This is a genomic window from Enterococcus casseliflavus NBRC 100478, assembly GCF_001544095.1.
GTDB classification, from domain to species: domain Bacteria; phylum Bacillota; class Bacilli; order Lactobacillales; family Enterococcaceae; genus Enterococcus_D; species Enterococcus_D casseliflavus.
Genome location: NZ_BCPT01000014.1, coordinates 32,463 through 56,091 on the forward strand (window position 1 = coordinate 32,463; position 23,629 = coordinate 56,091).

At 44.1% G+C, this 23,629-nt stretch carries 20 protein-coding genes; 7 read left to right on the forward strand and 13 right to left on the reverse strand.

Going from position 1 to position 23,629, the window contains the following annotated elements:
* Positions 1–31 precede the first annotated feature (31 nt).
* Positions 32–799 (reverse strand): helix-turn-helix domain-containing protein, encoded by a 768-nt coding sequence (locus ECA1_RS12305; protein ID WP_060792617.1) that lies wholly within the window; start codon positions 797–799, stop codon positions 32–34.
* A gap of 101 nt (positions 800–900) precedes the next feature.
* Between ECA1_RS12305 and arfA the strand changes: the two genes are divergently transcribed.
* A complete protein-coding gene (gene arfA / locus ECA1_RS12310; RefSeq protein ID WP_015508906.1) occupies positions 901–2,433 on the forward strand; it encodes an arabinosylfuranosidase ArfA in 1,533 nt (510 codons plus the stop codon).
* Positions 2,434–2,676: 243 nt separating this feature from the next.
* Here arfA and adhE read toward each other — a convergent pair whose 3' ends face one another.
* The 8 genes from adhE to ECA1_RS12350 all read right to left on the reverse strand — a co-directional run bounded on the left by adhE (position 2,677) and on the right by ECA1_RS12350 (position 11,979).
* On the reverse strand, positions 2,677–5,268 hold the full coding sequence (adhE, locus tag ECA1_RS12315) for a bifunctional acetaldehyde-CoA/alcohol dehydrogenase (protein ID WP_010748754.1): 2,592 nt from the start codon (positions 5,266–5,268) through the stop codon (positions 2,677–2,679).
* Positions 5,269–5,650: 382 nt separating this feature from the next.
* Positions 5,651–6,169, reverse strand: coding sequence for a GrdB-related putative oxidoreductase (locus tag ECA1_RS12320; RefSeq protein WP_060792618.1), 519 nt, complete (start codon positions 6,167–6,169; stop codon positions 5,651–5,653).
* Between the two features lie 17 nt (positions 6,170–6,186).
* A complete protein-coding gene (celB, locus tag ECA1_RS12325) occupies positions 6,187–7,542 on the reverse strand; it encodes a PTS cellobiose transporter subunit IIC (RefSeq protein ID WP_005227350.1) in 1,356 nt (451 codons plus the stop codon).
* Between the two features lie 68 nt (positions 7,543–7,610).
* A complete protein-coding gene (locus tag ECA1_RS12330; RefSeq protein WP_005227348.1) occupies positions 7,611–7,943 on the reverse strand; it encodes a PTS sugar transporter subunit IIB in 333 nt (110 codons plus the stop codon).
* A gap of 39 nt (positions 7,944–7,982) precedes the next feature.
* The gene (locus ECA1_RS12335; RefSeq protein ID WP_060792619.1) at positions 7,983–8,930 is read right to left on the reverse strand and encodes a glycosylasparaginase; all 948 of its coding nucleotides are present in this window, start codon (positions 8,928–8,930) and stop codon (positions 7,983–7,985) included.
* Between the two features lie 124 nt (positions 8,931–9,054).
* A complete protein-coding gene (locus tag ECA1_RS12340) occupies positions 9,055–10,356 on the reverse strand; it encodes a Sapep family Mn(2+)-dependent dipeptidase (RefSeq protein ID WP_060792620.1) in 1,302 nt (433 codons plus the stop codon).
* Between the two features lie 25 nt (positions 10,357–10,381).
* The gene (locus ECA1_RS12345) at positions 10,382–11,110 is read right to left on the reverse strand and encodes a GntR family transcriptional regulator, LSA1692 subfamily (RefSeq protein ID WP_016609636.1); all 729 of its coding nucleotides are present in this window, start codon (positions 11,108–11,110) and stop codon (positions 10,382–10,384) included.
* A 26-nt stretch (positions 11,111–11,136) separates the two neighbouring features.
* A complete protein-coding gene (locus tag ECA1_RS12350) occupies positions 11,137–11,979 on the reverse strand; it encodes a YitT family protein (protein WP_060792621.1) in 843 nt (280 codons plus the stop codon).
* A 247-nt stretch (positions 11,980–12,226) separates the two neighbouring features.
* Between ECA1_RS12350 and ECA1_RS12355 the strand changes: the two genes are divergently transcribed.
* Positions 12,227–12,658, forward strand: coding sequence for an Hsp20/alpha crystallin family protein (locus ECA1_RS12355; protein ID WP_060792622.1), 432 nt, complete (start codon positions 12,227–12,229; stop codon positions 12,656–12,658).
* 132 nt (positions 12,659–12,790) lie between these two features.
* On the opposite strand, the gene yajC is transcribed toward ECA1_RS12355, so the two are convergent.
* Positions 12,791–13,132, reverse strand: a complete 342-nt coding sequence (gene yajC / locus ECA1_RS12360; RefSeq protein ID WP_005232170.1) for a preprotein translocase subunit YajC — start codon at positions 13,130–13,132, stop codon at positions 12,791–12,793.
* Positions 13,133–13,215: 83 nt separating this feature from the next.
* Positions 13,216–14,361: a tRNA guanosine(34) transglycosylase Tgt gene (gene tgt / locus ECA1_RS12365; RefSeq protein ID WP_060792623.1), complete on the reverse strand. Its 1,146-nt coding sequence runs from the start codon at positions 14,359–14,361 to the stop codon at positions 13,216–13,218.
* Between the two features lie 198 nt (positions 14,362–14,559).
* On the opposite strand from tgt, the gene ECA1_RS12370 reads away from it, so the two are divergent.
* Positions 14,560–15,270 (forward strand): DUF975 family protein, encoded by a 711-nt coding sequence (locus ECA1_RS12370; RefSeq protein ID WP_034857863.1) that lies wholly within the window; start codon positions 14,560–14,562, stop codon positions 15,268–15,270.
* A 449-nt stretch (positions 15,271–15,719) separates the two neighbouring features.
* On the opposite strand, the gene queA is transcribed toward ECA1_RS12370, so the two are convergent.
* Positions 15,720–16,751, reverse strand: coding sequence for a tRNA preQ1(34) S-adenosylmethionine ribosyltransferase-isomerase QueA (gene queA / locus ECA1_RS12375; protein WP_010748742.1), 1,032 nt, complete (start codon positions 16,749–16,751; stop codon positions 15,720–15,722).
* Between the two features lie 352 nt (positions 16,752–17,103).
* Here queA and ECA1_RS12380 point away from each other — a divergent pair, with 352 nt between their 5' ends.
* Genes ECA1_RS12380 through ECA1_RS12395 form a run of 4 tightly spaced genes read left to right on the forward strand, consistent with a single transcriptional unit; the run spans position 17,104 to position 20,505 of the window.
* Entirely contained in the window at positions 17,104–18,279 is a 1,176-nt protein-coding gene (locus tag ECA1_RS12380) for a betaine/proline/choline family ABC transporter ATP-binding protein (RefSeq protein ID WP_005227327.1), read from the forward strand.
* 3 nt (positions 18,280–18,282) lie between these two features.
* Positions 18,283–18,918, forward strand: coding sequence for an ABC transporter permease (locus ECA1_RS12385; protein WP_016609633.1), 636 nt, complete (start codon positions 18,283–18,285; stop codon positions 18,916–18,918).
* The gene (locus tag ECA1_RS12390) at positions 18,918–19,838 is read left to right on the forward strand and encodes an osmoprotectant ABC transporter substrate-binding protein (RefSeq protein ID WP_060792624.1); all 921 of its coding nucleotides are present in this window, start codon (positions 18,918–18,920) and stop codon (positions 19,836–19,838) included. Before ECA1_RS12385 ends, ECA1_RS12390 begins: the two co-directional genes overlap by 1 nt.
* Before the next feature lie 4 nt (positions 19,839–19,842).
* A complete protein-coding gene (locus ECA1_RS12395; protein ID WP_005227316.1) occupies positions 19,843–20,505 on the forward strand; it encodes an ABC transporter permease in 663 nt (220 codons plus the stop codon).
* 131 nt (positions 20,506–20,636) lie between these two features.
* On the opposite strand, the gene ECA1_RS12400 is transcribed toward ECA1_RS12395, so the two are convergent.
* Positions 20,637–23,468 carry an endo-beta-N-acetylglucosaminidase gene (locus tag ECA1_RS12400; RefSeq protein WP_060792625.1) on the reverse strand — a complete coding sequence of 944 codons (2,832 nt, stop codon included), beginning with the start codon at positions 23,466–23,468 and terminating at the stop codon, positions 20,637–20,639.
* Between the last annotated feature and the right edge of the window lie 161 nt (positions 23,469–23,629).

Genomic DNA, 23,629 nt, shown 5'->3' on the forward strand with positions numbered 1-23,629 from the left:
TTTTTTTTGCGTTTTTACCGATCAGACCTGCCTATTGCTCCTGTTGGTACTTTGTCGGTGCACAGCCATAGCGCTTCGCAAAGAGCCGATTAAAATGGTTGATGTTTTGGAACCCAGATTGAAATGCCGCCTCTCGAATCGTCAGTGTTTCGTTGCTGCGTAAATAAAAAAACTTTTGAAACCGAGCTTGCAATAAATCTTCTTTGGGCGTGGTATGAAAAAATTGTTGATAGAGCTTATAGAATTGGCTTTTACCGATGGAAAGCTCTCGGTTAAACTGGTAAAAATCCCATTGCTGTTCGCAATTGACTAACATTTTCAACCGCATCGCTTGAAACAGTTGATAGTGTTCGTTTTGTGGTTGCGGGATGCTTTCTTCAAAATTGCGTTCAAGTAAGACCAATAGATTTGTCATATACGCCGCGATCAATTCTTCCGTGTGCCGTTGTGGCAACAAGGATTCATGATTGATCTTTTGGATCAATTTGTTGATTTGTTGAATATTTTTCGGCTGAAACAGTTGGTTACAAGGGATCGCATAGGTTTCTTCGATCACCTGATCCGTTTGAAACTCAACAAAGCTATTAAAAAAATCTTCTTTGCCACGATAATCTTGATAGACGGTTGGAGGAAAAAGAATGCAGCTACCTTTTTCACTAGTTTCTTGATGACCATCTTCAAAAGTGAAAACCATTGGAGACAACGTCAACACGAAAAGATAATGCTTTAAGCCAGAGGGGCGATAAATATGATCGGAAACAGCATTGTGCATTTGAAATCCTGAATAGGTTACGTTCAACTACTCACTCCTTCCTACTTGTCTTTAGTATAAAGAAAACGGACAAAACGTCAATAGAATAAGACAGAATGTAGTGTTTATTTTCATGGACTATCGCTACAATGAAAGAAAAGAAAGGGGTTGCAAAATTGAAGAAAACTACGATGTATTTAGACAAACACTTTATTTTGGCACCAGTCGACGAACGGATCTACGGCTCTTTTGTGGAGCACTTAGGGCGCTGTGTGTACGAAGGGATCTATCAACCAGAAAGTCCTTTTGCCGATGAGCAAGGCTTTCGTCAAGATGTCGCTGCCTTGATCAAGCAGTTGAATGTGCCGATCGTCCGTTACCCAGGAGGCAATTTCGTCTCTGGGTATAAATGGGAAGATAGCGTCGGCCCTAAAGAGCAACGGCCAGCAAAAATCGATTTGGCCTGGCGGGTAATCGAAAGCAATCAGTTCGGCTTAAACGAATTTATGGATTGGACCAAGCAAGTCAATACGGCACCGATGATGGCGATCAATCTTGGGACACGAGGAATCGAAGCAGCGAAAAACCTGATCGAATACACCAATTTAAAAGGCGGCAGCTATTATAGTGACCTCCGTCGTGCCCATGGGGTGGCCGATCCTCATGACATCAAACTTTGGTGTCTAGGCAATGAAATGGACGGTCCTTGGCAAGAAGGACATAAGACAGCCGATGAATATGGCCGTCTCGCAGAAGAAGCTGGCAAAGCGATGCGTCTGGTGGACCCAACGATCGAAACCGTCGCTTGTGGTAGTTCTTCTCTCACGATGCCGACCTTTGGCATGTGGGAAGATACAGTATTAAGTCATTGTTACGATCAAGTCGACTACATTTCCATGCACCAATATTATGGCAACCGTAACGGCGATAGCCAAGATTATCTAGCAAGCAATGTCGCAATGGATCAGTTCATCAGTCAAGTCGCAGCAATCTGTGATGCAGTGAAAGCCAAACGCCGAAGCAAGAAGACGATCAATATTTCCTTCGACGAATGGAACGTCTGGTATCACTCAAATGAACAGGATCAAAAAATTGAACCTTGGAGTCAACACCCACCACAATTAGAAGACGTCTATCACTTTGAAGATGCGTTACTCGTCGCAAGCATGATGATCACGATGCTTCATCACGCAGATCGCGTTAAAATCGCCTGCATGGCACAGCTGGTCAACGTGATCGCACCGATCATGACTTCCGACACTGCCGCTTGGAAACAAACGATTTTTTATCCCTATGAAATGATCAGCAACTATGGTCGCGGTCACGTGTTGCATAGCATCCTTCGAGGAGCTGATTTCGATAGCAGCCACGGAAAAGCTTCTTATGTGGATGCCATTGCGATCGAAAACGAAGATGACTATTTGACCTTTTTCTTAGTAAATAAGGATTTGCAGGATGCCAACGAATTCACTTGCGACTTGCGTCAATATGATTCATTGCAAATCGCTACCCATCAAGTCTTGCACCACCCAGACTTGCATGCCGCCAATACCGAAGCAACCCCGAACAACGTTGTGCCCGTCAATGGAAAAACAGCGGAATTGAATGACGGCATTTTGCGTGTCGTCTTGGAAAAACAAAGCTTCCAGATGCTACGCTTGAAGAAAAACGTCAGCAAGTAACGAGCGTATCTGTTTTAGCCAAAAAAAGCAGCAGCCTTGGTGACATCCTGAAAAAACGAGACTTTTACGGAGTGGAGAAATCCACTCCTTTTTTATGATCCCCCCTGTTCACTTGCTATTTTTCGCATTCTTAACTGATCTGGGCAAGGAAGCGGCAACTGCCAGCTTGTTTTCCAAAAAAAGAGACGACAAAAGAACACCCTGCGGCAGCTAAGATACCGCAAGGTGTTCTTGATTCATTGTTTAGCCGTTATAGGCATCAACGATGATTTGTTTCAATTCAGAGATTAGTGGTTCTTTTGGATTTGCTGTTGTACATTGGTCTTCATAAGCCAATTCAGCCATGCGATCAACTGTTGTATCTAGTGTTTGTTGAGTGACGCCTTGCGCTTTCAAGCTCATATCGATACCAACAGATTGTCCTAATTCGTAAACAGCTGTTGCCAATGCTTCAACCAATTCAGCCGTTGTTTTGCCTTTAAGACCTAAGAATTTCGCAATGTCTGCGTAATCTGTATCGGCACGGAAGAAGTCATATTTAGGGAACATTGCATGTTTTTGTGGGTCTTTGGCATTGTAACGGATGATGTGCGGTAAAAGAATCGCATTTGTACGTCCGTGAGGAATACCATATTCACCACCGATTTTGTGGGCTACTGAGTGACAAATACCTAGAAATGCATTGGCGAAGGCCATACCTGCCATTGTTGAGGCATTATGCATTTTTTCGCGAGATTCCATATCAGGTGTTTTCACTGATTTTTCTAAGTAGTCAAAGACTAACTTGATTGCTTGTAAGCTCAATCCACGAGTGTAATCAGATGCCATTACTGACACATAAGATTCGATTGCATGAGTCAAAACGTCCATTCCAGTGTCTGCTGTAACAGAAGCAGGTACTGACATTACGAATTGAGGGTCAACGATTGCAACATCTGGTGTCAATGCGTAATCAGCTAATGGGTACTTCACGTGTGTTTCACTGTCAGTGATAACCGCAAATGGTGTTACTTCAGAACCAGTACCAGACGTTGTTGGGATACAAACGAATTGCGTTTTTTCTGGTTTGTCGATCTTGTATGTCCGTTTACGGATATCTAAGAATTTTTGTTTCGCGCCGAAGAATGAAGTATCTGGGTGCTCATAGAACATCCACATGCCTTTGGCAGCATCCATTGCTGATCCACCACCAAGGGCGATCACTGTATCTGGTTTGAAATCAACCATCATTTTTGTTCCAGCGTAAACGGTGTTTGTTGATGGGTTTGGTTCTACGTCAGAGAAGACTTCGATTTTCACGTCATTTTTACGACGAGCAAGTACTTCACGAACCGTATCGCAATAGCCGAATTGAACCATACCAGGGTCACAAACGATCATGACACGTTCAACGTTTTCCATTTTCTCCAAGTACATTAGAGAGTTCTTTTCAAAGAAGATTTTTGGTGGCAATTTAAACCATTGCATATTATTTCTCCGTTTCGCTACAGTTTTCACGTTGATCAAGTTCACAGCAGAAACATTTCGTGATACAGAGTTTTTCCCGTATGAACCACAACCAAGTGTCAATGATGGAATCATTTCGTTGTAGATATTTCCGATACCACCTTCTGCAGATGGTGTGTTAACTAAGATACGGCAAGCTTTCATGCGTAGGCCGAATGCTAATTGCAAGTCTTCGTTTTCAGTGTGGATCACCGCTGTATGGCCTAATCCGCCTAAATCAAGCATTGCTTCACATTTTTCGAACGCGTCTTCTGTGTTGTTTGCTTTGATCATTGCTAAAACTGGAGAAAGTTTTTCTCTTGATAGTGGGTAATCAGCACCGACACCGTCAAGTTCAGCGATCAATAATTTTGTTCCTTCTGGTACGTTGATGCCTGCTAATTTCGCGATTTCCATTGCTGAATGTCCAACGATTGCTGGATTTACGGCATATTTCCCTTCGTTCATCACGGCATCTTCAAGTTTTTGTAATTCTTTTGCTTTTACAACATAGACTTGATGTGCTTCAAATTCTGCTTTCACAGAGGCATAGACTTCTTTATCAACGATCACTGCTTGTTCAGAGGCACAGATCATTCCGTTATCAAAGGTTTTTGATACGATCAAGTCATTGACTGCTCGTTTCACTTTCGCTGTTTTTTCGATATAAGCAGGTACGTTCCCTGGTCCAACACCTAATGCAGGTTTACCAGTTGAGTATGCTGCTTTGACCATGCCAGCGCCACCAGTTGCTAATACGATCGCAATCCCTGGGTGGTTCATCAATAAGCCAGTCGCTTCGATTGATGGATGTTCGATCCATTGTACACAGTTTTCAGGTGCCCCAGCAGCGATGGCTGCATCACGAACGATACGTGCAGCTTCTGCTGAACATTTTTGTGCAGATGGGTGGAAAGCAAAAACGATCGGGTTACGTGTTTTCAAAGCGATCATTGCTTTAAAGATCGTTGTAGATGTTGGGTTAGTTGTTGGTGTTACCCCGCAAACGACACCAACTGGTTCAGCGATTTCGATCAAGCCTTTTTGTTTGTCTTCATTGATCACGCCGACTGTTTTGTCATGTTTGATACTGTTCCAAATATATTCTGAAGCGTACATGTTTTTGATCGCTTTATCTTCATAGATACCACGGCCAGTTTCTTCTACTGCCATTTTAGCTAAAGGCATATGTTTGTCTAATGCTGCCATTGCCATTTCATGAACAATGTGGTCCACTTTTTCTTGATCAAAGCTTTCCATTTCTTTTAACGCCACATTTGCCTTCGTTGCTAAATCGTCAATCATTGCTTGTACGTCGATTGTCACTTCTTTTTCCAATGTCTTAGCCATTGTATGTCCTCCTAGTTTTTAAACATGTTTTGTTTGTTAACTACTTCACATACAGATCATACAACATCTTTTTTCGTTTGTAAATAGTTTTTGTGATTTTTTTCACAGTTTTATTAAACTCCCTTTAAATTAAGCGTTTTCAAGAACTTTTAAGGAAAATAAGTGGACAAAAGTTTCGGTTTTTATTAAGAAAAATGTCATGTGCTAAGTTGAACAATAGGTTAAAAAACTTTTTGTTCACTTTTGAAAAAAATCACTCTTCCTTCTACTATTTTATCTAAGATTGCCGTATACTCCCTCTAGTATTCTGCCCTTCTTTCAATGGCTATTAGTGTCTATCGAGGACAAAAAAACGACCAGCCATCGCTGATCGTCTTTCTCTTTAAAACAAATCCTCTTGGTCTGCTTCTGTTAGAGGCTTCCCATGGGCAAGCTGGGAAACAACGTGCGCCATCTTTTTGTAGGAATCATTCAATCCGATTCCGCCTTTTTTCGGCATCTTCAAGATATAGATGTCTTTGGCATAGATTGCCACTGCTGGGTTTTCCTCTGACATCGCTGCAGCCCCTGGAATTCCTTGTGCATTGAATACTTTCGTCAATCCTGCTGCCATTTCGCCAAAATTAGGATAATGCATCGCAGGTCCGCAAAGAACGGCATCGGCGTCAAATTTTTTAGCAAACCCCACAAATTTTTTGTTCACTTCTTCTTGATTCTCGTGATAATATTGGTCACCACAATAAAGCGTTGCAACGATTTGTGCGTCTTGCTCTTGAAAAAGTGGATTCAAGGTTCGACCTGGACCAAGGGCAGCTTTTATGCCGCTTGGCGGCAACTGAGCATTTTCATCACTTCCCATCCCTGCAGTGACATGATTGAGAATCAAAATTATTTTTTTCATGAGCGGTGCCTCTCTTCTTATAGATCATCAAAATCGAAATCGTCAAAATTGATTTCCTCTTCTTCTTGTTCAACGGCATCCGCTTCTTCTTTTAGATATTGATTATCTAAGACTTTGATAAACGGATAATAAATAGCCATTCCTAAGAGGATCAACAAGACTTGTAACACGGACGCTTGCCAACCACTGACTAAGAAACCAGAAATAATCGGTGGCGTGGTCCATGGCAGTTGAATTCCATTGGTATAGTTGACTAACCCAAGATCCATACAGAAGTATGAGATTATAATATTGATCGTTGGCACTAAAGCAAAAGGAATCAGCAGAACTGGATTCAAGACGATCGGTAACCCAAAGATGATGGGTTCATTGATCCCGAAAATACCTGGAATCAACGATAACTGTGATAGTTTTTTGACCCGTTGGCTTTTACAGACTAAGATCATGACTAAAATCAAAGATAATGTCGAACCGCCCCCACCAAAGGTCGCGAACATGTCTTGAAATTGACCGGTGATAATGTTAGGAATTTCTGCGCCATTCTTGAAAGCATCTAAATTTTCAATAGATAATGCTCGTAAGATAGGGTTGAAGACAGCGCCGACCACACTGGAACCATTGATCCCAAAGAACCAGAAAAAATGCAAAAATAGGTAGGCTATGATCATGGCACCTAAAGTATTTCCTAAACTTAACAACGGTGTCTGTAAGAACTTAAAGAGGATCTCTTGGAGATTGCCATAAGACGTCAAGTTGGCTAACCAGTTGGCGATCATAAAGACCGTCACGATCACAAAGCTGGGAATCAACGCCTCAAAGGATTTCACCACAGTTGGGGGAACACCGTCAGGCATCTTGATCGTCCAACCTTTGCGTAATAACGCAACGAACATTCTGGTGGAAATCAAGGCAACAACCATCCCTAAGAACAAACCGCTAGAACCCATCCATCGTAATGGCAGGCTGCCAACTTCATATACTTCCGTAGAGCCTTCTGGTGTGAAAACGGTCGTAAATGGTGTCACGATAAAAAAAGAAACGAGTGAAATAATGGCTGCTTGCATGGCATCAACTTTAAACTGTTTTGCCAAACTATACCCGATCCCACCAACGGCTAAAATCGTCATAATGTCAAAGCTGGCTGTTGCTGGCATATTCAACATCGTTGCCCAATTGTCTCCCAGCAAACTGCTCATCATCTCGTTCCAATTTGGAATCGGAAAATTGGTCAAGACTAAAAAGAGTGAACCCACGATCAACAACGGTGTGGATAATAAGAAACCATCACGAATCGCAATCAAGTATTTGTTTTCACCGATCGTCTTTGCCATCGGTGTTAACACTTTTTCTAACCAGTTTAAAAATTTCTGCATTTTTCTTCCTCCCATCTGCGTGCTATCTGGCAGATAACACGTAGTCCCCTGTTACTCCAACACTTTTATTACTTTGCTTTGGCTTTTTTGATCAAGCTTAAGGCATCTTTCAAGGCTCGTTCGCCATCCATCATGCCGTATGCTTCTGTCGCGATCGTGCCGACTGGAATCCCCATTGGCTCGAAAGTTGCTTTCATTTTGCTATCTAAGTGTCGTACTTGTGGACCTAACAAAATAGCGACTGGTTTTTCTTGTTCGACTTTTTCTTCTGCATGGATCGCAGGGAATGCTTCGATCGTCAAAGGCATGTTGTGCTTTTTGACGACTTCCATCATTTTATTGACCATGATACTCGTTGACATTCCAGCTTCACAAAACAAATAGATTTTTTTCGTTGCCATATCCATTCCTCCAATGTTTGTTTTTCTCAATCGCGGTTGTTAGACCGGCGCTTTGATTCGTTTTTCATACGCCTCCAACCATTCTTTCGTGATGGGTTCGATCACGGTTGTCTGCTCAGGTCCTGGTGTTGCCATAAAAATAGCAGGCGCTTGATTGGTGGTTGCGACACTAAAGGTAAATTCTACATTGGTTGCCACCCCCCAGCGACCCTGTTTATCTAAGGCGATCAGCGAGAAGGCGCCGGCTTTGCCGTAGCGCTTCTTCAATCGCGCTTCAAAGTCGTAAACGGCTTGATCACATGCTTCTTGCGGTGCTAGCCCTTCTCCCATCAAACGAACGATTTCGTAGGAAAGGCAGCCTTTCATCAAGTCTTCCCCTAACCCTGTGGCAGCGGCACCGCCGATTTCACTATCCACATAAAAACCAGATCCAGACAAAGGTGAATCGCCAACACGACCGCTTTTTTTCATAAATAAACCAGAACTAGAGGTTCCTGCTGCCATGCTTTGGTGTTCATCCAGCGCAACTACTCCCACTGTATCGTGGCCGTCATAGGGATCGAGGTTGTTGGCAGCGATCTCTGCTTTGCGCTTTTCCCAAATGGTTTTGGCTCGCGGTGTCAGCATCTCTTTGGGCTGGAATCCTTCGGCAAGCGCATAAGCGACCGCTCCTTGGCCGATCCGAAAACTATTGAATTTCTCCTCACTTAGGCTGCGTGCCACGGAAATAGGATTTTCCACATCGACGATCCCAGCGACGGCACCAATTTTGAAGGTATCACCATCCATGAAGGCAGCGTCCATTTCCAACACGCCTTCTTCGTTGGGCAGTCCGCCATACCCCACCGATTTATAAAATGGATAATCTTCCACTGCTTTAATGGCTGTTTCTACTGCATCTTGGCAGGAGCCTTGTTGCTCTAATATTGCTTTAGCAGCGAGCACGCCATCGTGTGCCATCCGCCATGTAGCAATCATTCCCCACATAAATATCCCTCCATCTTTCATAGCGCTTTCAAGTATATTCTATACGGTATATACTACTATGTCTATACTAAAAAAAGAGTTTCTCAAAAAAATTGGAAAAACTCTTCTTCGTTCGTGTCTTCGCTTATTTTGACAGTGCTTGTAAGCTGCGCAAATAAATTTCAAGATTCGTCCGTAGATCGGCAACCGCCATGTACTCATCTTGGTTATGAGCGATCCCTTTTTGCCCTGGAAAAGACGGACCAAAAGCAAGGATGTTTGGCATCTTGCGGGCATAGGTTGCTCCTGTAGTCGTCACGGGGGTTGGATCATTGCCCGTTACTTGGTGATAGATCGTCGATAGCTTTTGGATTTCGGGAACATCTTTTGATCGGCAGAACCCTGGAATGCTGCGAAGGATCGTAAGGCTTGCCCCTTTTGGCAATGCCTTTTGCACCCCAGCGAGCACTTGTTCCTCCGTTACCGATACAGGATAGCGAAAGGCCACTTCTAACGCTAGTCCACTTGCTGATTTTTGGAGAACCACAGGGGTCAAGATCAATTTTCCTGAGTCGGCATCTTCTAGTACTAAATCAAGGCCTTCGCCATAGTGCTGCTGGTGAAAACTTTGGGTGATCCACTGCAAAGCTGCTTGCAATGACGGTGTCTCCGCTAGTCGCGGTGCCGCTTGCTGCGCAAGTTTTGTAATGGCATTGTCCCCTAGCTCAGGGGCATTGCTAGGGGAGCGTTTGCCTAGTGCTTCAAAGGACTGGCTGCCTACGGTTACCGATAGGTGGTCTGGCACATGATCGCAGAATTGATCGCCAGAAAACGCAGCTAACAGCTGCTGTTCTTGGACGGGCAATGGAAAATCAAGTTGCACATTGACGACACCCCGTTCGCCGTAAACCACTGGATACTTGCAGTCTGGCGTAAAACCAAAACGCGGTGGCTGCTCAACCGCTAGATAATGCGGGATATCCGACATGCCGCTTTCTTCATCTGTACCGAAAATGATCCGCAGCGGTAATTGCGGTTGATGACCAAGGTCTTTCAATAATTTCATGGCAAACAAACAGCTGATGATCGGCCCTTTGTTATCTAAGATCCCTCGGCCATAAAAGTTGCCGTCTTTTTCAGTTAGTGCAAACGGTGGGTAGCTCCAGCCAGAACCTGCCGAGACGACATCCAAGTGTCCTAACACACCGATATAGTCGGTATCCGTTGGTCCCCAATGGGCATAGCCGATCGCATCATCGATGACCGTTGTTTGAAACCCGTATGCTGCGCTTTTTTCCATGACGTATGCTAACACTTCTCGTGGTCCTATGCCATAAGGCGCATGAGGCGCCGGCTCACCTTTGACGCTTGCGATCTGCATCACCTCGCTCAAAAGCGTGAGAAATTCTGACCAATTGGCTTCAATACTTGCTGTGAGTGGATCCATTGTCTTCACCTCTAAAGGATTGATTTTATTTTTGACGCACTAATGTATTTTTGAAGGTATATTTGTCTGCTCGGTAATAGGATGTATCGTATAAGATCGGTTTGGCTGATGCGGAATAGGTCATCGAATGGACCAAAAGCATCGGTTCCTCTTGAGGCACCTGTAAAAGTTTCGCAATATCGGCCGGACTTTTCACAGCTTCCACCTCTTGATGGGAATAACCAATCTCGATGTTGGCTTCAATGACTTGATACAAAGACGACTCTAATTGAGCTTTCGTGAGTTCTGCGGTGTCTTCTTGCAGATAGCGTTTCAGTACGTAAAGATTTTCCACCGTCATCGGCTCATCATCAAAGTAGCGCAAGCGCACCAAATAAACGATTGGTTCCTTGGCGTAATCGCCAAACAGCTGACCAATCTCTATCGGGAGCTCTTTGACGGTTTCGATATGCAAAACTTCCGTACGGGTCTTTTTCCCTTGGATTTTGGCAGTCTCGGTAAAACTTTGGAGCCCGCCAGAGCCGCTTTGGATCTTGGGCTGTTTCATGACATAGGTTCCTTTGCCTTTTTCTTTCACTAACAAATTCTGGCCAATCAATAGATCGATGGCTTTGCGCACCGTTAAACGGCTGCACTGAAATTCCTCTGCTAAATCATAATCGGAAGGAAGCTTTTGGCTCGTCACGTACGTACCTTCATGAACCCGTTGCGCAATCTGCTGGGCAACTTCTTGAAATACTGCTTGTTTTTTCAACGTCTCTCCTACTTTCTTTCACTTTGCTACCATTCATAAAACGATCGATTGGCACTGACGCCAGAAGAAACACTGACAAATGCTTGTTCATCGATTCCTTGGATCATGCCTTCGACAGTCTTGAGTTCTCTATGGGAAATGACCAGTAATAATAGTTTTTTCTGTTGATGATCAAATCCACCTTCGACATCGTTGATGACCGTGATGCCTCGCTGCAAGGCACATTGCAACGTCGTAATGACGGGTTCTGCTTTTTCTGTAACGACCAGCAGCTGTACACGCCGCTGCTTCAGGTTGACGTAGTCGACCATCCGCCCACTGATGAAGAAGGAAATGGCACTATAAAAAGCATAAGACCAGCCAAAGATCAGCCCAGCTGCTAGCTGCAAACTGACATTGAAGCCTATAAAGAAACTGCCGATACTTCTACCAGTGGCTTTTTTCACTAAAATCCCTAAAATGTCAAGCCCACCCGTTGAAAAATCGTCGTTCAATGTCAAGCCAACCGACACCCCGTGCAGCAATCCGCCAAACACGGCACAGATCACCGGATCGGTCGTTAAAGCAATGACCGGTACCACCTTCATCATAACAGAAGACAGGACGACGGTACAAACCGTCATGATGGTAAATTCTCGATCGATTTTGACCCAAGCAACCGCTAACAATGGCGCATTAAAAAAAAGCACCAAAAGCGGGATCGAAAGCTGCAGATTCAACTGCTCATCTAAAAGCTGCGACAACAATTGCGACAAACCAGTGATCCCACTCGCATAAATATTTCCCGGCAGCCAAAAGAGATTTAGGGCAATCGACGACAGCAATGCATAGATCAAAGCAACAAGCATTCGTTTTCTATAACGTGCCATGTTTTTCCTCCTCCACTTCGCTTTTAGTATATATCATTAAGTATATACTGTCACGCAGAAAAAGTAGGCGAAATGAGGGGGAAAACAGGAACGAAGCAAGGTAAAAACACGCCAAAATCAAGGAGAAAAACGTTGGTATCAAAGGTTTTTTAAGATTTTTTTAAAGCGAGTAAATCACTTGAAATTCGCTAAAAAATGAATAAAATAAAAAGTGTAAAAACAAAAGAATAAAGAAAGGATGATTCTTATGACACATGAGATTGTGCCACGCCGCTCAGATTCATACAGTATGACACCTTTTGATTTCTTTGAAGATTTTGGCCGCAGTTTTTTTGATGGGTTTAAATCGAACCTGATCAAAACCGATATTCACGAGAATGACAAGGAATTTCTCGTTGAAGCAGAACTGCCTGGCATCCCTAAAGAAAATATTCAAGTAACCTATGAAAATGGGGTTTTAACGATTACGGGACAACACCAGACGGATCATGCGACCGAAGATGAAAAAGGACGTCTGGTTCGCAGCGAGCGCAGCTTGACAAGCGTTCGGCGGCAATACCTGTTAGAAAACGTCAAAGAGGATGAAATCAAAGCCTCTTACGCTGAAGGAATTTTGAAATTGACGTTGCCAAAAGACCAAGGCAAACAAGCGTCAAAGAAACTGATTCCGATCGAGTAACGAAGGCAATCAAAGCACCGCAGCAAAACGAGCGATCTCTGTTTTGCTGCGGTGCTTGTTTTATTTTAGAAACTGTCCGACTACTAAAAAAAATGCACCGTCGCTTCTGAGAAAGCGACGGTGCGTTTGTGCTTATTCTTTGGTTTCGTCTTGGATGCTCGTTGCGTCTTCGACATCAGCTGGTTCGATTTGTGTCTCAACGGATGCAACAGTTCCGGGTTTCACTGTGCGGATCGCTGAACGATCAAACTCTAAGAAAATTCCTTCACAGTCGATGATCACGGTGCTTTTTTCTGTGTTGACTTCAGAAAGAACGCCGTGGAGTCCGCCGATGGTTACGACTTCATCGCCAGCTTTCATATTTTCTAAAAGATTTTTACGCTCTTGCTGTTGTTTCTTTTGTGAACGACTCATAAAGAACCACATTGCCACTAAAGCAACCAGCATAAAGAGCATTGGTAAAGATTGTGCCATTTTTTTCACCTCGATTTATTTTCTTTCCTATAAGATACTTTATCAGAATTCCTCTATTATTCCCACCATTTTAGTAGAGAATGTTAGAAATTCCTCGCATTTTCCTTGTTGAACCCATACTCTTCAATAAAATGCTCACGGAACTCCAACAATTTGTCATCCATGATGGCTTGACGGACATTTTTCATCAGATTCAATAAGAAGTAGACATTGTGGTAAGACGTCAAACGCATACCAAAGGTTTCATCACATTTGATCAAGTGGCGGATGTACGCACGAGAATAGTTTTTACATGTATAGCAATCACACTTCTCGTCAATTGGTCGAAAGTCACGGGCATATTGCGCATTTTTCACGACTAAACGACCTTTTGAAGTCATACAGGTACCGTTTCTTGCGATCCGTGTTGGTAAAACGCAGTCGAACATATCGACACCGCGAATCACGCCATCGATCAAGGAGTCAGCTGCCCCAACGCCCATCAGGTAACGTGGTTTGTTTTCTGGAATCAAAGGAGTTGTAAATTCCAACACGCGATTCATTTCCGCTTTTGGTTCGCCAACTGACAGGCCGCCGATGGAATACCCTGGGAAGTCCATACTGATCAAGTCTTGGGCACTTTGCTTGCGCAAGTCTTCAAAGCCTGCACCTTGAATGATCCCAAACAAGCCTTGCCGATCGGGATTGGCATGGGCTTTCAAGCCACGCTCCGCCCAGCGAGACGTCCGTTCCACCGATTTTTTGACGTAGTCATAGCTTTCATCAAATGGCGGACACTCATCAAAACTCATCATGATATCTGACCCTAATTTGTTTTGGATATCAATCGCTTTTTCAGGAGATAAAAACATTTTCGACCCATTCAAATGGTTTTTGAAATGGACACCTTCTTCGACGATGTTGCGCATTTCGGCTAATGAAAAGACTTGGAAACCACCTGAATCTGTTAAGATTGGTTGATCCCAATTCATAAATTTATGTAAGCCGCCTGCTTCTGCAACAATGTCTTCTCCTGGACGTAACCACAAGTGATAGGTATTGCTTAAAATGACGCCTGCACCCATTTCTTTCAACTCTTCAGGGGCAAGGGTTTTGACCGTTGCTAATGTGCCGACTGGCATGAACATTGGCGTTGGAAAGGTTCCGTGAGGCGTGATCAATTCGCCTAAACGGGCACCGGTATGCTTTTCTTTCTTTATCAGACGATAACGAATGGCTGGTTCCGTCATTCATTTCCCTACTTTCTCTCTATACTCGATTAACTGTGCAACGCTATCTATGATAAGGGTTGCCCTTACATTTTGCAAGGAAGTTTAAAGAAACTAAGAGTATTTTCTCCTAGTCATGCGAAACATCTATTACTTTTTTTTGAAGATTTAGCGAAAGTTTGCTATCATGTTATTTATATTGAAGGGAGGTTTTTTGAAATGAAATCAAATAGAGAACTAAAAGCAGAAGCAAAAGCAATCCTGAGAGGCCGCTGGAAAGACAGTGTTTTGATGTGTATTGTACCGACTTTGATCTCGATCGCTATCGCATTCGTCATTATCGTCCTTACTGTTATTCCATTGTATCAAAGCGGTATGTTCAATGATCTTGGTTCTACCGATGCAGTCAATTCCGCTGGCGGCAGTGGTGGCAGTGGCGGCGGCGGTTTGATCAGCGGTCTATTTTCTGCCTTATTCGGTGCTGGGATCTCTTGGACTTTCCTTGATCTTTTACGCGGTAAAAAACAGTCGATCCAACCCTTTTCTGATGTCTTTCGTGGCTTCAGTGGTGCTTTCGTGTTAGGGATCATCGTCATTTATATTTTGTCGACTATCTTCACGACGTTGTGGACATTCCTGTTTATCATTCCTGGGATCATCAAAGCTTATTCTTATTCTCAAGCATATTTTGTCTTTTATGATACTTATGAAGAAACTGGCATGCGACCAGATTTTCTCAGCTGCATCACAGGTAGCCGTCATTTAATGAGAGGCTACAAAGGTCAACTGTTCATCCTTGATCTGAGCTTCATCGGCTGGCACATTTTGGCCATCATGACTGCAGGAATCGGCTACTTATGGCTGACACCTTACATCAGTGCAACCAAAGCAGCGTTTTATGACAATCTGCCTAAACGAGCACTTGCTTAAAAGATCGGTTCGCCGGTCTTTTTTTTTGAGGAAAACGACCTTTTTCTTTTGCAAACGCTTCCGTTTCGTGTTATAGTATACGTGTAAGGAAGGTAGCAACTCTGTTGGTGGTTTTCGTAAATATCGCAAACTCAATCTACTAAAAGTTGTTGAACGTACAAGTTTCACCTAGTACCAAACGTGTAAAGTAACAAGAAGAAAAACGTAACAAGGATCGAACATTTCCATATCGAAAAATGATACGTCTCATTTTGTATCGGAATACACGAAACATGTGTAAGTTTGTAAATGAAAACAAATTTTCGAGAAACATTGCTTTGCATGGACCACAAAAAGCGACCACCACTTATACCTTCCTCTAGTAGTAAGCTGGGCGACAAAAAAGCAGTTCTAAAAGTTGAGAAATTGTTTCAACTTAAAGAGCCGCTTACGTCGCTCAGTTTTTTTGTTTATTTTAAGAACATCGCATCGCCAAAGCTAAAGAAGCGATACCGCTCATCGATGGCATGCTGGTAGGCAGAAAGTGTTAGGTCGCGTCCTGCAAAGGCACTGACTAACATCACTAAGGTTGATTTTGGTAAATGGAAGTTGGTAGAAAAAGCTTCCACGATTTTAAACTGATAGCCTGGCGTGATAAAAATACTCGTCCACCCACTATCGGCTTTGATTTGCCCATCAAACTTAGTCCCAATGGTTTCTAACGTACGGATCGAAGTCGTTCCGACTGCAACGATCTTGCCGCCATTTGCCCGAACCTCGTTCAATTGAGCGGCAGCTTCTTCTGTCAAACGGTAAAATTCGCTGTGCATCTCATGATCAGCGATATTATCGACACTCACTGGACGAAACGTTCCTAAACCAACGTGCAAAGTCAGATAAACCAGCTTGACGCCTTTTGCTGCGATCTGCTCCAGCAATTCTGGGGTAAAATGCAAGCCGGCAGTTGGTGCAGCAGCTGAGCCGTTTTCTTTGGCATAAACCGTTTGATAGCGGTCTGGGTCTTCTAGCCGTTCTTTGATGTAAGGCGGTAACGGCATTTCGCCAAGTGATTCCAGAATCTCTAAAAAGATTCCTTTGTATTGAAAACGAATGATCCGGCCGCCGTGATCGAGCTCTTCTTCCACCACTGCCTCTAATCGTCCGTCGCCAAAGGTGATCTTCGTGCCGACTTTGGCTCTTTTGGCTGGCTTGATCAAGGTTTCCCACGTATCCCCTTCAATATTATTCAGTAAAAGGATTTCTAAATGAGCACCTGTTTCTTGTTTTTCGCCATAGATACGAGCTGGTAATACCCGCGTATCATTCATCACCAAAGCATCCCCTGGTGCCAATTCATCAATGATGTTATAGAAGTGCTTGTCCTCAAATTTGCCAGTCTCACGGTCAACCACTAATAAACGGGAACTTGAGCGATCGCTTAATGGCGTTTGGGCGATCAGTTCTTCCGGTAATTCAAAATCAAAATCTTCAGTTGTAAGCATGTTGTTCCTCTCTTTCCCTAAATTCTTCTCTATTCTAGCATGTTTTTATAAAAATTGAAAAAACAGCTTTTTATTCTGCCCTTTCTTAGAAAAAAATAAAGAGACTGCTGCCAAGGCGTTCTGCAAAAAAGCCCCCTTTTTCCCAATGAAAAATAACGGGGGATCTTCGCCGTTTCTTTTCCCTATGCATCGCTCCTTAATTTGGACTTGCTTATGGCGCTATTTTCGGTTTTGTCTATACAATTATGAAAAAAATGGGCAGATTATTTGAATAACAAGGGACTTTTCGGCATACTTAGTACAGATTCTAAGCCATTATTCAGATTGCTTAAATAAAAATAGAGGTGACATCATGATTGAGTTTCAGCAGGTATCCAAAATTTACAAAGGTGGTAAAGTCGCTGTTGAAGATGTGAATCTTTCCTTTGAAAAAGGCGAATTCATTTGCTTCATCGGGACAAGTGGTAGCGGAAAGACGACTTGTATGCGGATGATCAACCGTATGACGGATCCTTCTAAAGGAAAAATCTTGATCAATGGAAAAAGCGTTACAGAGATCAACCCAGTGGAATTACGCCGTCAAATCGGCTATGTGATCCAAAGCATCGGTTTGATGCCTCACATGACGATTCGGGAAAACATTACATTGGTTCAAAAATTGTTAAAAGTCAGCCAAGAAGAACGCAACAAAACTGCCGAGCGCATGATCGATTTGGTGGAATTGCCGCGAGAAATGCTCGACCGCTACCCCAACGAATTATCTGGGGGCCAACAGCAACGGATTGGTGTTGTCCGTGCCTTGGCAGCTGACCAAGATGTCATCTTAATGGATGAGCCTTTTGGCGCACTAGACCCAATCACTCGTGATTCTCTACAAGATTTGGTCAAAGACTTGCAAGAACGGCTTGGAAAAACCGTCGTCTTCGTTACCCACGATATGGATGAAGCATTGAAACTTGCTAGCCGCATCGTGATCATGAGTGAAGGAAAAGTCATTCAATTTGATACACCAGAAAATATTCTGCAACACCCAGCAACACCGTTTGTGGAAGAATTGATCGGTGAAGACCGCTTGTTGCAAGCAAAACCTGACACGACGCCAGTTAAAGACGTGATGTTGAATACCCCGATCGCTATCACACCAGAAAAATCCTTACAAGAAGCGATTCACTTGATGCGAGAAAAACGGGTCGATACCTTGCTGGTTACCGACAATAGCAACGTGCTAAAAGGCTACATCGATGTCGAATCCATCGACCGCAACCGTGGCAAAGTTACTAGTGTCGGCGATATCTTGAACAAAGATGTCTTTTTCGTTCGTGAAACCGCCTTGTTGCGGGATACCTTGCAACGCATTTTAAAACGCGGCTTAAAATATGTGCCGGTAGTAGATGCCGACAAACATTTAGTCGGGATTTTGACCCGTGCTTCCTTAGTTGATATCGTTTATGACGTGATTTGGGGCGATGAGCCATCGATCATGGAAGCCATTGAGTCGGCGAAACCTGAAGAAACTGAGGAGGTCTAGCGCATGCAAAGCTTCTTTAATGAATATGGCGGCCAATTGGTCACCAAAAGTCTTGAACATTTGTATATCTCCTTTGCTGCTTTGCTCTTAGGGATTCTTGTTGCTGTACCGATCGGTGTGATCTTGACCCGTTTCCCCAAAGCAGCAACGGTCGTGATCGGCATCACCAGTGCATTGCAAACCGTGCCTTCTTTGGCACTATTGGCATTGATGATCCCGATTTTAGGTGTCGGAAAAGTCCCTGCTATCGTCGCTCTTTTCATTTATTCCTTATTGCCGATTTTGCGAAATACCTACATTGGAATGAAAAAAGTCGATTGGAATTACCGCGATGTTGCCAAAGGGATGGGGATGACCAACTTACAGTCGATCATCAGTGTGGAATTACCTCTAGCAATCCCAACGATCATGGCAGGGATCCGCTTATCGGCCGTGTATGTTTTAGCCTGGGCTACCTTGGCTTCTTACATTGGCGCCGGTGGACTTGGTGATTTGATCTTTAGCGGACTAAATAACTACCAACCGCCTTTGATTTTTGCTGGGACGATTCCAGTGACGATCTTTGCTTTATTAGCTGACTGGTTACTGGGTTTGTTAGAAAACAAACTGACACCAGCTGCCTTAAGGGGGGATGCGTAATGAAAAAAACTTCAAAATTAGCGCTGTTGTTTTCCTTAAGTGTCGCTTTACTTTCCGGCTGTTCCTTTCCCGGTTTAGCCTCGACTTCTGATGAGAATACCGTGGCGATTACAGGTGGCATCACTTCCGAAGCCCAAATTCTTGGCGCAGTGGTTGCCGGTATGGTCGAACACTATACGGATAAAAACACAACCGTCATTAACAACTTAGCAACAACGACCATCAATCACCAAGCGATGATGAATGGCGATGCGTCGATCTCAGCTGCCCGCTACACAGGCACTGACTTGACCACGACGTTAGGGTTGGAGCCAGAATCTGATCCGCAAGCCGCCTTTGACAAAGTCAAATCAGAATTTGAGCAACGGTACCAACAGACTTGGTTCCCTTCTTACGGCTTTGATAACACATATGTCTTTCTTGTCAGGAAAGACACTGCCGAAAAATACGGATTGGAAAAAGTCAGTGACTTGAAAGATGTCGCAGATCAATTAGTTGCAGGGGTCGATACCGCGTGGATCACACGGGTCGGTGATGGGTACGATGGCTTCCAGAAAGCCTATGGATTCTCTTTCCAAAACATCCTACCGATGCAGATCGGTCTCGTCTATGATGCTGTTGATAACGGAAAAATGGATATCGTTTTAGGGTACTCAACCGACGGCCGGATCGGCAGTTACGATCTCGTGATGCTAGAAGATGATCTAAACTTCTTCCCGCCTTATGATGCCGCACCGATCGTCGATGACAAATTGTTGAAAGAAACACCTGAAATCGGCGATGCCCTGAACAAATTAGCAGGCAAAATCGATACCGAAAAAATGCAAGAATTGAATTACCAAGTGGATAATGACCTTCTAGAACCAACGGTAGTTGCCGAACGTTTCTTAGAAGAAAATAATTACTTCGAAGGAGAGTGACGAAATGGCAGACATGAATTTATTCCAACAATTTCTTTTCTATTTCCAAGAAAATGGCGGCTATGTTTTTGCCCAGTTCATTCGTCACTTCTTGATTTCAATCTACGGGGTACTTTTTGCCTCGATCGTCGGGATTCCAATCGGGATCTTGATTTCTAAAAAAATGCGTTTGGCAGATTGGGTGATTCGTTTCGCCAATATCATCCAGACGATTCCATCTTTAGCGATGATCTCGATTTTAATGATCGGCATGGGCTTAGGTGTGAATGTCGTGATTTTAACGATTTTTCTTTATTCTTTGTTACCGATAATCAAAAATACCTATACCGGCATGCGCCAAGTCGACCGCAATACGTTAGATGTCGGCAAAGGGATGGGGATGACTAGCTGGCAGCGATTGTATATGATCGAATTGCCATTGTCTGTTTCGGTGATCATGGCAGGGATTCGAAACGCCTTAGTCGTGGCGATCGGTATCACCGCTATTGGCGCTTTCGTTGGTGCTGGTGGACTGGGGGACATCATCATCCGTGGAACCAATGCGACGGATGGTGCATCGATCATCTTAGCCGGTGCTTTACCAACTGCCTTGATGGCGATCATTACGGATCTTGGGCTAAGCTTTATTGAACGCCGCTTAGATCCCGCCAGCCGTACTTCACGCTAAACTTATTTGGAAAAAGCAAAAGCCGTTGTGACCATTTATTGGTCGCAACGGCTTTTTTGGTTCGGTCATTTTTCAGAAAAGCATCGCTTCAGCCGCTTTCCTTTTTAGGGTTAACGCCCTGCTCTTTTTTGCTATTTATCCATTCCGTATACTTCGACTTCATAGATTCGGGCTGCTGAGTCTGCTCCTTGTGTTGGTTTATCGATACTGATTTTTACATATTGCACCTTCTTGACGGCAAACGTATTGGTGCTAGTGCCCGCTTCATTTTTCAACGTTCGTGAAACTGGCTCATAGTCTTTGCCATCTTCACTGACGAGCACCGTATACGCCCGCGTATTCATGTCTGGGCCTTCTCCACCAGCTTCCGCATGGGCGAGGCGTACTTCACTGACCGTTTGTGGTCGACCGAGATCGATCATCAACTCATGAGGCGCATTGCCTGTCGCACACCACTTCGTACTCAAATCACCATCGAGGGCAAAAGCTGGTGCTTCGGCATCATTGACAAACGATGAAGCAGTTGCTTCGGCATCTTTTGAAAGCAGCAGCAACTCTTTCGGCGCATCAGCAGAAATCGTGATCAATCCCGCCATTTCCAGAGGGGTCTCTCCTGCTTCGTTTTTGGCAACAAGCGTGACTTTGTAGGTACCTGGTTCCGAATAAGTCACTTGGGGATTTTCTTCTGTACTGCTGGTGATATCTCCGCCTTCAAACGTCCATTCAAATGCTTCGGCATTCGCAGATGAGGTATTCGTGAAGGTGATCGTTTCCCCCGGTGCCGCTAAGGTTTTAGAGGCTGTAAAGGCTGCTTTTGGCAGCTGATTGTTCGGCCAAGTGATCTCCACCGTATCGGATAGCTTGCCGCGATTGCCATAGCGATCCACTGCCACCACCGCGAACTTGGTTTTCGTTCCTTTTGGTCGTTCAACGGCATTCAAATAGTGGTTGGTTGCTGGCGTAGCTGCTAAGAAAGAGCGTGAGCCGTCATCGTTCAATTGGTAGATCTCATAAACCGCAGCTGTCTTGTCCTTGGCAGCTTCCCACGTTAAACGGACACCCGCATAGTTGCCCTCTTCTTCATCAAAGAGCACATCCTCAACCGTTAATGCTTCGGCAGCGAATTTCTCCGCTTTCTGATCTCCGATCGTTAATTGCCCTAGATTCAACTCATAGACATCACTGGTATCTTTCGTGGTTATGTCATAACCGATCGCTGTCACTTCCCCTTTGATGTCTTTCAATGAGTAAGTGATCGTCGTCCAGTCTGTTGCGACCTCTTTGTCTCCTTTGATCGTTTGTGTTGAACCATCGGCTAAGGTCACGACCAAATCAAGAGCTGTCGGTACCGTTGCTTTGACAGTCGTCGTCAGCTTCGTCTTTTTCGTCACAGGAAATGCTGTCTGATACAATGCCATGTGACTGGTACTACCTTTTGTCATCTGTCCACGTAGTTTCAGTGCATTTCCGCCATTATAGGCATCCGCATAATTGATTGATACAGCCAAATTATTGTCTTTTCCATGGTCAAAGACCCAACGATAGGTCGGCAAAATAGCTTGCAAGCTTCGGTTGTTCCAATTGCGGCTGGACACTTTTTCTCCCTCGATAAAATAGTTGTAGCCATTCCCCAGACTAAAATTCGTCACAAAAGGCAGCTCTGTGATAGCGGTCTGTTCCAGGGCATAGGTGGAGATCCCAGGCCACTCTGTCGCTTCTGGCAGCTGGCTTTCCCGAGGATCGCCTGTGTTATTGACCCAAAAAGCATTCTCTTTGCTTTGGAAATCATCCGGCGTACTAGCAGAAGAATAGGTCCAGCTTGGCACATACAGGCCTAATGAGGTATAAGGAACGCCTTTTTCATCCGTAAACAGATCCCAGCGTACAGGCGTTGAATAACCATTTTCTTGCACATCGATCCCAGCAAAAAGATCGTAAGGATCGACACCGATTTCATGGGCTTTTTCATTGGAGGCCTTCAACAGCTCTTTGTCCGCCAGTTTGTCAGTGGTCCACCAGAAATTCAAGAACATACTATCTGCCAATGGGTTCATCTCTGCATCCACCAAATAGGCTTTGTTCTTATCCGTCAAAGCGTTTTGCCAATCCATTTTCCCATCACTCGTCATGGAATCATACCACATGATCTCTAAATGCTCGTCGGCTTGTTCTTTGAATTGGGCGATCAATTCTTGCATCGCTTTGGCGTGGCTTTCATTTAGTCCTTTACCATCAGCCCCCGATTGTTCGACACCTTCCGCTGCATCATCAAAACTAGTGACCGCCGTATCGGTTTCTTGATTGATGAACCAGCCATCAAAGCCATACGTATTGGCAACTTCGATCATCTTTTCTACGATCGGAAAATTGCCATCCTCATCCTTAGCTAAAAACGTATCTAGCCATTCCAGTTTCCCACCATGGGCAGTTTGCGGAAAGAAGATCGTTCCTAAAACCGGCACGCCATTCCTATGAGCAGCATCTGTCACATCAGGACTTGGTGGTACGATGATCCCTTCGCCAGAAGAGCCGCCCCAATAAACCAATTGATCGATGTATTGCCAATAAGAAAAGACATTGGCATCAAAGGTATTGATCCCTCGTGGTGCATTGCCGCTCGTACTGCTATTCATGATCGAAAGCGCTACGACTTTGGTTTCTGCCGTTTGCGTGTCATTCATCTTCGGCAACGTCTCTTTAGCTGCCCGCTGCGCTAATGGAACAACGCTGGTATTGTATTTCGCATCTGGATCTTTTTCAAAAGACCATGCCAACAAATCTTCTGGGAACCAATAAGACGACTCCGGTTGATTGTCCATCGCTTTTTCCAACGTACTTTTGGCTGTTTCTTGGTAAACGACTTTTCCAGTTGTCTTCGCCTCACTTTGGGTGCAGCCGCCGATTGCCGTTGCCGCTGCCAATACCAACAAAGATACGCCAACTTTACTGATTTTCCTTGTCACACTTCTTCCTCCTTGTTTTACATAAACCCGCCAACATTCCTACACTAAAACGATAACGCTTTCAAAGATAGGAATATAGGAACAAATTAAAGAAATCATGCAACAAATCCAAGAAGGTTGAGTTTAGAAAAAAAAAGAGCCTCCTTTTAGGGAAGCTCTTT

Bases quoted from the DNA above. Each gene is read 5' to 3' on its own strand.
- ECA1_RS12355 (WP_060792622.1), top strand. From the start codon at position 12,227: ATGACACATGAGATTGTGCCACGCCGCTCAGATTCATACAGTATGACA.
- ECA1_RS12390 (WP_060792624.1), top strand. From the start codon at position 18,918: ATGAAAAAAACTTCAAAATTAGCGCTGTTGTTTTCCTTAAGTGTCGCT.
- ECA1_RS12385 (WP_016609633.1), top strand. From the start codon at position 18,283: ATGCAAAGCTTCTTTAATGAATATGGCGGCCAATTGGTCACCAAAAGT.
- adhE (WP_010748754.1), bottom strand. From the start codon at position 5,268: ATGGCTAAGACATTGGAAAAAGAAGTGACAATCGACGTACAAGCAATG.
- ECA1_RS12320 (WP_060792618.1), bottom strand. From the start codon at position 6,169: ATGAAAAAAATAATTTTGATTCTCAATCATGTCACTGCAGGGATGGGA.
- ECA1_RS12350 (WP_060792621.1), bottom strand. From the start codon at position 11,979: ATGGCACGTTATAGAAAACGAATGCTTGTTGCTTTGATCTATGCATTG.
- ECA1_RS12330 (WP_005227348.1), bottom strand. From the start codon at position 7,943: ATGGCAACGAAAAAAATCTATTTGTTTTGTGAAGCTGGAATGTCAACG.
- ECA1_RS12335 (WP_060792619.1), bottom strand. From the start codon at position 8,930: ATGTGGGGAATGATTGCTACATGGCGGATGGCACACGATGGCGTGCTC.
- ECA1_RS12340 (WP_060792620.1), bottom strand. From the start codon at position 10,356: ATGGATCCACTCACAGCAAGTATTGAAGCCAATTGGTCAGAATTTCTC.
- yajC (WP_005232170.1), bottom strand. From the start codon at position 13,132: ATGGCACAATCTTTACCAATGCTCTTTATGCTGGTTGCTTTAGTGGCA.
- queA (WP_010748742.1), bottom strand. From the start codon at position 16,751: ATGCTTACAACTGAAGATTTTGATTTTGAATTACCGGAAGAACTGATC.
- ECA1_RS12380 (WP_005227327.1), top strand. From the start codon at position 17,104: ATGATTGAGTTTCAGCAGGTATCCAAAATTTACAAAGGTGGTAAAGTC.
- tgt (WP_060792623.1), bottom strand. From the start codon at position 14,361: ATGACGGAACCAGCCATTCGTTATCGTCTGATAAAGAAAGAAAAGCAT.
- ECA1_RS12395 (WP_005227316.1), top strand. From the start codon at position 19,843: ATGGCAGACATGAATTTATTCCAACAATTTCTTTTCTATTTCCAAGAA.
- celB (WP_005227350.1), bottom strand. From the start codon at position 7,542: ATGCAGAAATTTTTAAACTGGTTAGAAAAAGTGTTAACACCGATGGCA.
- ECA1_RS12370 (WP_034857863.1), top strand. From the start codon at position 14,560: ATGAAATCAAATAGAGAACTAAAAGCAGAAGCAAAAGCAATCCTGAGA.
- arfA (WP_015508906.1), top strand. From the start codon at position 901: ATGAAAGAAAAGAAAGGGGTTGCAAAATTGAAGAAAACTACGATGTAT.